This window comes from Actinomyces ruminicola, assembly GCF_900103885.1.
Taxonomy (GTDB): domain Bacteria; phylum Actinomycetota; class Actinomycetes; order Actinomycetales; family Actinomycetaceae; genus Actinomyces; species Actinomyces ruminicola.
Window position 1 is genome coordinate 19,499 of sequence record NZ_FNIM01000023.1, and the last position, 11,114, is coordinate 30,612.

Genomic DNA, 11,114 nt, shown 5'->3' on the forward strand with positions numbered 1-11,114 from the left:
TGCGGTCGCCCCGCCCGAGTCGCGTGCCGCGGCCGGGGCTATGCGTTGTCGGCCGGTCGGGCCGCCCGGCGGTCATTTCGAGCGCCCGCGCGCAGGGCGATTAGGCTGACGGCGTCCGCGCCGATCGCCAGCCCCAGCACCCACCACCAGGTGGGCGCCAGGCGGGCGAAGCCGTACGCGACCACGGCGATGACGGCCACCGCGAGCGCCGCAACCGCACCGTTGCTGCGCCGTCCCATCAGCTCCATGACGGCTGACGCGCCGACGCCCGCGGTCAGGCCCGTGGCGGCCCCAGCGGCGGCCACCAGCAGCGCCCGGTCGGCTCCGGCCAGGGCCAGGCCTGCCAGCGCGGCCAGGCCGGTGGCGGTCAGGAGCAGGTCGAGCACCGCCAGCAGGGCGCCGGTGCGAGCGCCGGGGCGGAGTCCGCCCGCCGCCGCTCCGGCGTCGGCTCGAGGCGCCCCGGGGCGGCCTTCGGACTCGGACCGAGGCGCTGCGGCACGAGTGCCGCCAGTCGACGCATCGGCCGCCGCCCGGGCCCGTCCGCCGTGCCGCAACGCGATGAAGCCACCCAGCGCCACGCACACCGCCGCCACCCAGGGCGCCGGATGCACCACCAGCTGTGGAGTCGCCAGCACGACGACCACGGCCACCAGCAGCGCGGGCGCGTCGGCCCGCAGCAGTGCGCGGGCGTACTCGGCGATCGGCACCAGGTCGTTGGCCCACTGGGGCGCGTCGTCGGGGCCCGGCGCGGGCGCGGGGCGACTGCGGGGCTCGCTCATGGGCCCATCCTCCCCGCCGCCCGGCCCCGGCGGCCCCGCCCCACGCCGCGAGGCGCATTTCGAGCGCGTGTGCCGGCGTGGACATCCCACCGGCCCGGCGTCCCTGCTCTCGCCGCCCGAACCGGCCGGGCAGCCGGATTCAGGCGGCAGTGCGGCGCAGGCAGACGACGGCGTCGGAACGCCTTCCCGCTTCACCGTCCGGTGAGATCGCCTCCCGCCAGCGCTCCGCGGCCGTCTCCACCTCCCAGGTGCCGGGGGCGGCGTCCAGGACGGCGTCGGCCAGCTGCTCGGGCCGGTAGGTGAGGGCGTGGTGGCGGTGCCAGGGCGGGTTGGTGCAGTGCACGGCGGTGAGCAGCCGGCCGCCGTCGGCCACGAGCGCGGCCAGGCGGGCGAGCAGCCGGGGCAGATTGAGGCCGCCGGGGTCCGGGCCGCCGTGGACGTAGAAGCTGGTGACCAGGTCGAAGGGGCCTTCCGGCAACGGGCCGGCGCTCAGGTCCAGGACGAGGCCGTGCACGCGTGCGGCCAGGCCGCGGCGCCGGGCCTCTTCCAGCATGCGTTCCACTGCGGTGGGGGCGAAGTCGACGCCGGTGGCGCACCAGCCGTGCTCGGCCAGCCACAGCACGTCGGCTCCCTCGCCGCAGCCGACGTCGAGGCTGCGCCCCGGCTCCCAGTCGGCGGCGCGGGACAGCCAGTCGTTGGGCGCGCCGGACCACAGGCGCTTGGCGGCGGTGTAGCGGGACTCCCACTGTCTTTGCCGAGAGTTCACGAGGTGAGACTAGTGTCCTGTCGGCGTGCCGGACAGCTTCCCGGCGTCGTCGGCGGGCTCTCGGCCCAGCACGCACCGGTAGCGGGCGGCGCCGGGCCAGCGCGGATCCTCGGGCGCAGGCGTGACCAGAAAACCTAGCTTGCGATAGAAGCCGACGGCGTCGTCGGCGGTCTCCGCAACCACCGGGGTTCCCAGCCGGGCGACCTGGCGCACCAACCGGCCTCCAATCCCGCGCCAGCGGGAAGCGGCGGACACGGCGAGGTACTCCAGCAGCACGCGGTCCAGATGCACTACGCAGGCGGCCATGGAGGAGGGATGCCCCTCGCCTCCGGTGCCGAGCACAACCATGCCGGGCAGTTCCTCCGCGAGGATCCGGCGGATCTCGGCCTCGGGAAGTCCGGCGGCCGCACGCATCAATGCATGCATCTCGTTGCTGGCCAGGTCGTCAGCCGTCAGCCGCCGCACTTCTTCGGACACGGCCCCATGCTAGACGTCCTAGTCGGCTGGCCCGATTGCGATCACAACCCGCCCGGGTCGACGGCGTACGGCGCAGGAACGACAGCGAACCGCTCGCACGCCTCTTGTACAGTCCTGCTCCTCTTGTTGTACATGACTGTCGATGCGGACCTTACGGAGGTTCTCTCCCGGCTCGAGGCTGATACCCGGAATGTCCCAAATCGGCACGAACGAGCTTCCAGCGCCATAGAGCGTCTCGAAGATCGTTGGAATCATGCGGTTGTGGAGTGACTCCGGAACGTCGGATTCGGCGTTACTGCCGATCTCGGACAAAACCACCCCGAACGCCCACGCGCCCCTACCGTCGCACTTGACTCGACCCGGCTGAGACGCAGGCCTCCACCACCGGCCGCACCTGGCAGAATCGGCGTCATGGTCGACCTCGCCACCGTCCCCCCCGCCATCGCCCTCGGCCCGCTCGACGGCCGCTACCGCGCCGTCGCGGCCCCGCTGGTCAACTACCTGTCCGAAGCCGCCCTGAACCGGGCCCGCCTGCGTGTGGAGGTGGAGTGGCTCATTCACCTGACCGACCGCCGCGTGCTGCCCGGCGCCCCGGTGCTGTCCGACGCCGAGAAGGACTACCTGCGCGGCGTCGTCGACTCCTTCGGCGCGGCGGAGATCGCCGAGCTGGCAGAGATCGAGGCGGTCACCCGCCACGACGTCAAGGCGGTGGAGTACCTGCTCAAGCGGCGGCTGGACGCCGCCCCGGACGTCCTGGGCGCCACGGTGCTGCCCGAGGTGCACGAGATCGTGCACATCTTCTGCACCAGCGAGGACATCAACAACCTCGCCTACGCGCTGACCATTCGCGACGCCGTCGCCGCCGTCTGGCTGCCGGCGGCCCGCGGGCTGGTGGACGACCTGGCCGCCATGGCCCGCGAGCACGCCGACGCCGCCATGCTCGCCCGCACCCACGGCCAGCCGGCCACCCCCACCACGCTCGGCAAGGAGCTGGCGGTTCTGGCCCATCGGCTGCGCCGTCAGGCCACACGGGTGGAGGCCGCCGAATACCTGGGCAAGATCAACGGCGCCACCGGCACCTTCGGCGCGCACGTGGTCGCGGTGCCCGGCGCCGACTGGGAGCAGATCGCCCGCACCTTCGTCGAGTCCCTGGGCCTGACCTGGAACCCGCTGACCACCCAGATCGAGTCCCACGACTGGCAGGCGGAGCTGTACGCCGACGTCGCCCGCTTCAACCGGATCGCCCACAACCTGGCCACCGACACCTGGACCTACATCTCCCTGGGCTACTTCCGCCAGCGCCTGAGTGCGCAGGGCTCGACCGGCTCCTCCACCATGCCGCACAAGGTCAACCCGATCCGCTTCGAGAACGGGGAGGCGAATCTGGAGATCTCCTGCTCCCTGCTGGACACGCTCGCCGCCACCCTGGTCACCTCCCGCCTGCAGCGCGACCTGACGGACTCCACCACGCAGCGCAACGTAGGGGTGGCGCTGGGGCACTCGCTGCTGGCGATCGACAACATCCGCCGCGGCCTGGCCGGACTTGACGTCGACCACGCCCGCCTGGCGGAGGATCTGGACGCCGCCTGGGAGGTGTTGGGTGAGCCGGTGCAGCAGGCCATGCGGGCGGCGTCGGTGGCGGGAGCCACCGGCATGGCCGACCCCTACGAGCGCCTCAAGGAGCTCACGCGCGGCAAGCAGGTCACGGCCGAGGCCATGCGGGAGTTCATCACGGGCCTGGGCATGCCCGCCGATGTCGAGGCACGGCTGCTCGCCCTGACGCCCGCCACCTACACGGGCCTGGCCGCCCACCTGGTCAGTCACCTCGACGATTGAGCCGCGGTGCCGCAGAGGCACCGACCTGCCATGGCGCCGCCATCAGACGACGGCGGTGCGCCGTCAGCGCCGATGCTCCTGGACGGCTCGGGCCTCGCGGCCCGGCGGAGGCCTCACGTGCTGGCGAAGATGATCATGAACAGAATGAACACCACCCAGCCGATCCCGGCGGCGACCAGTTTCTCGATGCTCTTGGTGTCATCGCCCTGACTGGCTGGCCGAGGCGTCGGCCCGGTGCCGGGCGGCGCCGGGGGACGCCCGTAGGGGTTGTGTTCTGCCGGCTGTGGCGGTGGGCCGTAGGCGGTGGCGGACGGCGTGGCCGGTTGCGGACGCTGCGCCTGCACGGGCGCGTAGGGATTCCGCCGGTTCCCGGTGACAGCGGGCGACGCTGTCCCGGCAGGGCGCCCTGCAGGCGTACCGCCGACTGCACCGGCGACTTGTCGCGGCCCCGGTGTCGGGACGACGCCGTAACCGGCCGCGACACGCGAGGGCTGCCGCTGCGTGGGAGCCGACGCAGCCGGGATCGGCGCCACCATCCCGTGGCCCGATGCCGACGGGGAGGCGGGCTGCGCCTGGGGCCGGGTGGTGGACTGGCGGTGACTGGGCGTCTGCGTGGCCTGCTGGTGCTGCTTGCGGGTAGTGGGCTGAGCAGTGCGGCGCCGGGCGGCGCCGGAGGACGAGGCGGGACGCGCATCGGCGCCGTCCGCCTCTAAGACGGGAGCGGCGTCGAGCACCGAGACGTCGAAGACGGGTGAGCCCATGAGCGGGTCCCCGAGAACCGTGCCGAAGGGGGCGTCATCGAAGCCGATGTCACTGGGCTCCCAGCCGACCGGGGCCCAGGAGGCATCCATCTCCGGGTGCGTGCGCTGCTCAGTCATGTGACCAGCATCCCACAACCGACGCGTCGGTAACCCCGCCAACATCCCTCTTCCTGCAACCTCTGTCGGGAGGTCCGCTCAGCCAGATTCCCCGATCCCCACGCAACCCGCATCACTGTCACGGAATGCACCACTTTCCGCGCAGACCCCGGGTGGGCACCCAGCCAAACCGCGGGATTGCGCGGATCACGGCGACAAGCCTGCGCCGAGACCGGTGAAAGTGGTGCGATTTGTGACATCCCGGCATTACGACGGCCTTGGCCGTGCCACGCTCCGCGCTGATGTCGCTGGCGCCACGAATGCAGCGGCCGAGTCGCCCGTCGACAAGGTCCGCTGCACGCGGACAAGTCGGTCGGCCCCACAGCGTGAGAACCGCTGCCCCATCTTCTCCGACGCTTTGCACCCTGCTCCGAGGCTTTGTTCCCTGGTGTGCGGCAAACTCCCGTACACCAGGAGACAAAGGCTCGTACCAGACGGCAAAGGCGCGGAGGAGGCGGCAACAACCCGTAGCAGGGAGCGGGCGGGTGCGGCGCCTCATCCACACGCGCCTCGGACCTATTGCAACCCCTACCCCCTAGGGGTATTGTCGCGTGCGGCGCCCGGCGTGTCCCGCGCCGCGTGGATGCAGTTGAGACCGCATCCGCACAGGGTTGACGCATGCGACCGCGGCGCGACGGAGCAGGAGGAACGGTGGCCGGATACACGGGAACCAAGGAGGACTACCTCAATCGGCTGCGCCGCATCGAGGGGCAGGTGCGCGGCATCTCGCGCATGGTCCAGGAGGACGCCTACTGCATCGACGTCCTCACCCAGGTCTCCGCCGTCACCAAGGCGCTCCAGGCCGTCAGCCTCGGCCTGCTCGAGGACCACATGAACCACTGCGTCCTGCACGCCGCACAGTCCTCCGACGAGGAGGGACGCGCCAAGATCCGCGAGGCCTCCGACGCGATCGCCCGCCTGCTCAAGTCCTGACCATGCCGTCCCGGGGTGACGCCGGCACGGGCAGTCGCCGCCTCGCTCAACTCCCCCACAACCGCATACCACTCACACCAACACGCAAGGAGCAGACATGTCAGAGTTCACCGCCGACGGGGTCGACCGCACCACCACCCTGAGAATCTCGGGGATGACCTGCGAGCACTGCGTCGCCCACGTCACCGAGGAGCTGGAGGCCCTCGCCGGCGTCAAGAACGTCTCGGTCATCCTCAACAAGGGAGGCCAGTCCGTGGCCACGGTGGTCTCCGATGTCGTCCTGGACGATGCCGCCCTGGCCGAGGCGATCGACGAGGCCGGGGCCTACACCCTCGACGCCGTCGAGCGCGACGTCGCCTGATGCCCGATACGACTCAGCCCGCCCCCGCCGCCCCCGAGGTCGCGTCGCACTCGACGCCGGTCGCCACCGTGGATCTGGCGGTCGGGGGGATGACCTGCGCCTCCTGCGTGGCCCGGGTGGAGAAGAAGCTCGGCAAGCTCGACGGCGTCCAGGCCTCCGTCAACCTCGCCACCGAGTCCGCCAGGGTCACCCTGACGGCGCCGGTGACGGATGAGGAACTGGTCAATGCGGTGGCCCGCGCCGGGTACACGGCCACCATCACCGGTCGCACCGAGCTGGGCACGCACGACGACGGCGCGCAAGGAGTCGAGTCCACAGACTCCGGGGACGTCGGAGGGGCCGGGGAGGCCGCCGAGGCCGAGGCAGATGGAGCCGCCCCTGCATCCGCGCCGACGACAGGCGGGGCGGAGGCGGCGCCGCCAGCACCGGAGCTGGGCCGGTCGCAGGCCGAGCGCGCCGCCTACCTGCGCATCCGCCTGAGCGTCTGTCTGGTGCTGTCGATCCCGGTGATGGCGCTGTCGATGCTTCCGGCGCTGCAGTTCACCGGCTGGCAGTGGGTGGTGGCGGCGCTGGCGCTGCCGGTGGCGACGTGGGGCGCCTGGCCCTTCCACCGCTCCGCGTTCCGGGCGCTGCGCCACGGCACCTTCACCATGGACACGCTGGTGTCGCTGGGCGTGATCGCGGCGACCGGCTGGAGCCTGTGGGCGCTGCTGCTGGGCGGCGCCGGCCAGCTGGGGGCGCGCATGAGCATGGAACTGCTCCCGCGCGCCCAGGGGCACCAGGTGCACATGTACTTCGAGTCCGCCGCCTGGGTGACCACCTTCCTGCTGGCGGGACGCTACGCGGAGGCCCGCGCCCGCTACCGCTCCGGCGACGCCCTGCGCGCGCTGCTGGAGCTCGGCGCCACCCAGGCCGCGCGCGTGACCCTGACCTCCCCCGCCGGCTCCACCGACCCCGTCGACGTGCTCGACGAGGACGGAGCACCCCGCCCCGACGCCGTGCGCACCGAGGAGACGGTCCCGATCGACGCCCTGGCCGCGGGCAACCTGTTCGCGGTGCGCCCGGGCGAGAAGATCGCCACCGACGGGGTGGTCATCGAGGGCCGCTCCGCTGTCGACGCCTCCATGCTGACCGGCGAGTCGGTGCCGGTGGAGGTCGGCCCCGGCGACGCCGTCACCGGCGGCTGCGTCAACGCCTCCGGGGCGCTGCTGGTGCGGGCGACGGCGGTCGGCGAGGGGACCACGCTGGCGCGCATCGGCGCCATGGTCAGGCAGGCGCAGGCCGGCAAGGCGCCGGTGCAGCGGCTGGCGGACCGCATCTCCGGGGTGTTCGTGCCCGCGGTGATTGTGCTGGCGCTGGCCACGCTGGCGGTCTGGCTGCTGCTGGGGCACCCGGCCCAGCCCGCGCTCATGGCGGCCGTCTCCGTGCTGGTGATCGCCTGCCCCTGCGCCCTGGGGCTGGCGACGCCGACGGCGCTTTTGGTCGGCTCCGGGCGCGCCGCCCAGCTCGGCGTGGTCATCAAGGGCCCGGAGGTGCTGGAGTCCACTCGCGCCCTGGACACGGTCGTGCTGGACAAGACCGGCACCGTCACCGAGGGCCGCATGCGCCTGGAGGCCGACGGGATCGTCACCTGGGACGCCGCCGAGGAGGAGGGCGGGGTGGAAGCAGCGGAGGACTCCGCACCCGCGGCGCCTGGCGCCGAGGCGGCCGGGCCGGACTCGGCCGGGGCGGGTGAGCCGCTCGAAGGCGTGGTGGGGCTGGCGGGAGCGATCCGAGGTACGAGGATCGCGGATGGTAGCCGAGAGGGGCTTCACCGCCCCGGCCCTAAGGACCTGCGGATGCGTCTCCTCGCCCTGGCGGGGAGCGTGGAGGCCGCCAGCGAGCACCCGGTGGCACGCGCCATAACGGAGGCCGCCAAGGAGCAGCTGGGGCGGGTGCCACCGGTGCAGGACTTCTCCAACCACGAGGGCCGGGGCGTATCCGGCACGGTGACGTTGGACGGCGCCGCATACCAGGTCCGGGTGGGCCGGCCGGCCTGGCTGGCCGGGCAGGGGGTGGCCCTGTCCGCGCAGGCCACCGACGCCGTCGCCGCCGCACAGGAGTCCGGCGCGACTGCTGTGGTGCTCGCCGTGGACGGCGCCGCCCGCGCGGTGCTGGCGGTGCGCGACACGGTGCGCCCCTCCTCCCGGGAGGCGATTGTTGATCTGCGCGAGCTGGGGGTGCGCCCGGTGCTGCTGACCGGAGACAACCGCCGCACCGCGGACCAGGTAGCCCGGGAGGTCGGCATCGACGCAGATGATGTCCGCGCCGAGGTGCTGCCGGGAGACAAGCGCAACGTGATCGCCGCCTTGCAGGAGGAGGGGCATGTGGTGGGCATGGTCGGCGACGGCGTCAACGACGCCGCAGCCCTGGCCCAGGCCGGCGCCCGCGGGCTCGGCTTCGCCATGGGCTCGGGCACGGATGTGGCCATTGAGGCCGCGGACATCACCCTGGTGGGCGCCGACCTGGACGCCGTGGTGGCGGCCATCCGCGTCAGCCGGGCCACGCTGCGGATCATCAAGCAGAACCTGTTCTGGGCCTTCGCCTACAACGTGGCCGCGATCCCGCTGGCCGCGGCGGGGATGCTCAACCCCATGATCGCCGGCGCCGCCATGGCCGCCTCCAGCGTCATCGTGGTCGCCAACTCCCTGCGCCTGCGCAGCGCGGGGAAGTAGCTGGACAAGGAGGCAGCCGGATGAGGTAGCCGGATGTCGACCACCCGTCTCCCCCTCGCCGAGATCGGTCGAAACAACCACCGAGATCGGTCGAACTTGCAGGCGATGGGTAGTACTGCCCATGCCAGTGAATTGAGTCGGTTCAGACCCCGCCCATAATCTGCGTCGGTGACTTCTCAGACAACTCCGCCACCCACCGACTCCACCCCCAGCGCCCGGCCCGGCCTGACTCGCCGCAAGGTTATAACTGGACTTAGCGTTGCTGCCTTGGTCGCCGGAGTCGGTGCGCGCATCTGGGTGCGCACACCCACACCAGAGCCGGACTGGGCACCCTTCGCCGATTACTTCACCGGCCGCGCGCCCGTGATGAGCGAGCCGAATGTCGACGCCGAGCACGTATCTACCAAGTCCTGGGGCATGCGGACCTTCCTGACGCTGGAGGAGAACACGTCCATCGACGACGCCGTCGCCCTGATCCAGTCCGCCTACACCGACCTGGCCGCAAATGTTGAGGGGCTGGACCACGCCACGCTGATCATCGGTTGGAACGGCACCGGACCGGCCGGCGAGGACCTGTACACAGCCGTCGACGTCGACCTCACGCGCCCGCGCTCAGAGCTCGACTTTCAGTGCGATCGGCTGCGCATCGCCGCCGGACTCAACCAGGGCTCCATCGGCACGGTACGTATCCCGCTCGAGACCGACGAGCCTATCTCCATCGGCCACATTGAAGCGGACTCCCTCCCCGCCGACGCCGTCCTGGCGCCACCCGCCGCCTCCGACGGCACCGCCCTGACCTACGAGGACCGGCTCGAGATCGGAACCACGTCACTGACGATCAGCGCAACCTCCGACGTCGACCTGGCGGATGTGCCGCTCGACGCCGTGCTCGCCGCTCTTCCCGGCGGCACCGAGGACCCCTCGCGCGAGCCCATCGTGACCCTGGACGCAGTCGGCCCCGGCTACGCCGACGGACTGCCCGCGATCAATATCTACGAGCAGGACCTGACACTGGATGAGGCCGAGCCCATCCTGCGCGCACTCGACGGGGCAGCCGGCCCGCACGCCATCAGGATCCAGGTCACCTCACCACAGGACACCGAGATGCGGTTCCTGCTGACCGACGGCGCCCTCACCGCAGACCCTTCCTGGCATGTGGCGGAGGAGGAGATGGCGGACCTGCTTGGTCGCCTATAAGCCGCCCAGACTGGGCGGCTTACAGCACCGGCAGGTGGATACGGCGGTACACACCTCGCCCGGGACTGCGGACCGCCTTCAGTTCTTGCGGGCCTCCCAGCGGAAGGTCTTGACGGCGATGGGCACCACCACGACGGCGCACGCCGCCGACACCAGGGCGTCCACCGCCGTGCTGTGGCGCTGAAGCGGGCTACCCGCAACCCAGTACAGGAGGTCCCCGAAGTAGGCGGTGGGCAGCATGTCCATGACTCGGACCACGGCGTCGGACATGTGCTCCAGCGGCATCCCGATTCCCGACAGGAACATGATGGCAACCGCCAACAGTGGGGTCACGCTCGTGGCGGCCTGTGCAGAGCCCATCAACGAGCCAAGGATGTAACCGAGTCCGAGGAACAGCACCGAGCTCGGCACGGTCACCAGGGCCGCCTTCCACAGCGCCGAGACCGGGGTAATACCGAGGGCGACGCCGACCCCCGCGACGGCAATGGTCAGCGCGAGGGTCAGCGCGAAACGCACCGCCAAGTGCGTGCCAATGAAACCGGCTCGAGACACGGGCGTGGTTCCCAGGATACGGAGCGTGCCCTGTTCGCGGTACTCGGCGATAGGACCCGCGGTGAGCGTCATGCAGGTCAACGACAGGCTCAGGCACAGGGCCATCGGGACTACGAGGGTGGAGAAGTCCGGTCCACCCGGCTGACCCGCCCCAACCACCTTGTTCAAGCCCAGGAACAGGAAGAGCATTATGAACGGGAAGGCGAGCACGAAGTAGAAGTTGGCGCGGTTGCGGGACAGCTCCCGCCAGTGGGTCAGTAACAGCTGGTCGGTGTAGCGGGGAGCGGCAAAGGCAGTCTGGACTGGAGGGTTGTTTTCGGACTTGGGGGATGGCTGTCGTTCCCCGTGATCTGATAGTTAGGATGATGGATGTGACTAAGGCGAAGTACTCTGAGGAGTTTCGTGAGCAGGTTGCTCGCGAGGTGGTGGATAAGGAGCGGTCGATCGCGTCGGTCGCGGCCTCTTATGGTTTGGTGGCGCAGACCGTGGGCAACTGGGTCGCTAAATACAGAAAGCAGCACGCCGACGCCCGGGAGCAGAAGGAAGCCACGGATGCGGAGGAGTTGGCTCGGCTGAAGGCGG

11 protein-coding genes are annotated in these 11,114 nt (G+C 71.1%); 6 read left to right on the forward strand and 5 right to left on the reverse strand.

All coding sequences use genetic code 11. The features are described from left to right. Positions 1–38: 38 nt before the first annotated feature. The 3 genes from BLR49_RS12235 to BLR49_RS12245 form a co-directional block, all read right to left on the reverse strand. On the reverse strand, positions 39–779 hold the full coding sequence (locus BLR49_RS12235; protein WP_092538017.1) for a hypothetical protein: 741 nt from the start codon (positions 777–779) through the stop codon (positions 39–41). A gap of 139 nt (positions 780–918) precedes the next feature. After that, entirely contained in the window at positions 919–1,545 is a 627-nt protein-coding gene (locus tag BLR49_RS12240) for a class I SAM-dependent methyltransferase (protein ID WP_092538019.1), read from the reverse strand. Between the two features lie 9 nt (positions 1,546–1,554). Further along, a complete protein-coding gene (locus BLR49_RS12245) occupies positions 1,555–2,022 on the reverse strand; it encodes a GNAT family N-acetyltransferase (protein ID WP_092538021.1) in 468 nt (155 codons plus the stop codon). 411 nt (positions 2,023–2,433) lie between these two features. Here BLR49_RS12245 and purB point away from each other — a divergent pair, with 411 nt between their 5' ends. Beyond that, positions 2,434–3,858, forward strand: coding sequence for an adenylosuccinate lyase (gene purB, locus BLR49_RS12250; RefSeq protein WP_092538024.1), 1,425 nt, complete (start codon positions 2,434–2,436; stop codon positions 3,856–3,858). A gap of 113 nt (positions 3,859–3,971) precedes the next feature. On the opposite strand, the gene BLR49_RS12255 is transcribed toward purB, so the two are convergent. Further along, positions 3,972–4,736: a hypothetical protein gene (locus BLR49_RS12255; protein WP_092538026.1), complete on the reverse strand. Its 765-nt coding sequence runs from the start codon at positions 4,734–4,736 to the stop codon at positions 3,972–3,974. A gap of 690 nt (positions 4,737–5,426) precedes the next feature. Here BLR49_RS12255 and BLR49_RS12260 point away from each other — a divergent pair. The 4 genes from BLR49_RS12260 to BLR49_RS12275 all read left to right on the forward strand — a co-directional run bounded on the left by BLR49_RS12260 (position 5,427) and on the right by BLR49_RS12275 (position 9,980). Then, on the forward strand, positions 5,427–5,708 hold the full coding sequence (locus BLR49_RS12260) for a metal-sensitive transcriptional regulator (protein ID WP_092538028.1): 282 nt from the start codon (positions 5,427–5,429) through the stop codon (positions 5,706–5,708). 97 nt (positions 5,709–5,805) lie between these two features. Then, a complete protein-coding gene (locus BLR49_RS12265) occupies positions 5,806–6,069 on the forward strand; it encodes a heavy-metal-associated domain-containing protein (RefSeq protein WP_092538030.1) in 264 nt (87 codons plus the stop codon). Then, positions 6,069–8,783, forward strand: coding sequence for a heavy metal translocating P-type ATPase (locus tag BLR49_RS12270; protein ID WP_092538032.1), 2,715 nt, complete (start codon positions 6,069–6,071; stop codon positions 8,781–8,783). The genes BLR49_RS12265 and BLR49_RS12270 overlap by 1 nt, the downstream gene beginning before the upstream one ends. Positions 8,784–8,951: 168 nt before the next feature. Next, positions 8,952–9,980, forward strand: a complete 1,029-nt coding sequence (locus BLR49_RS12275) for a hypothetical protein (protein ID WP_143013772.1) — start codon at positions 8,952–8,954, stop codon at positions 9,978–9,980. Positions 9,981–10,058: 78 nt separating this feature from the next. Here the strand turns inward: BLR49_RS12275 and BLR49_RS12280 are convergent, their stop codons facing one another. Continuing rightward, positions 10,059–10,796, reverse strand: coding sequence for an ABC transporter permease (locus BLR49_RS12280; protein WP_092538036.1), 738 nt, complete (start codon positions 10,794–10,796; stop codon positions 10,059–10,061). A gap of 107 nt (positions 10,797–10,903) precedes the next feature. Here BLR49_RS12280 and BLR49_RS12285 point away from each other — a divergent pair. After that, positions 10,904–11,114: transposase (locus tag BLR49_RS12285; protein ID WP_092538038.1), on the forward strand; the 211-nt coding region annotated here is incomplete at its 3' end.

Bases quoted from the DNA above. Each gene is read 5' to 3' on its own strand.
- BLR49_RS12255 (WP_092538026.1), bottom strand. From the start codon at position 4,736: ATGACTGAGCAGCGCACGCACCCGGAGATGGATGCCTCCTGGGCCCCG.
- BLR49_RS12265 (WP_092538030.1), top strand. From the start codon at position 5,806: ATGTCAGAGTTCACCGCCGACGGGGTCGACCGCACCACCACCCTGAGA.
- purB (WP_092538024.1), top strand. From the start codon at position 2,434: ATGGTCGACCTCGCCACCGTCCCCCCCGCCATCGCCCTCGGCCCGCTC.
- BLR49_RS12270 (WP_092538032.1), top strand. From the start codon at position 6,069: ATGCCCGATACGACTCAGCCCGCCCCCGCCGCCCCCGAGGTCGCGTCG.
- BLR49_RS12235 (WP_092538017.1), bottom strand. From the start codon at position 779: ATGAGCGAGCCCCGCAGTCGCCCCGCGCCCGCGCCGGGCCCCGACGAC.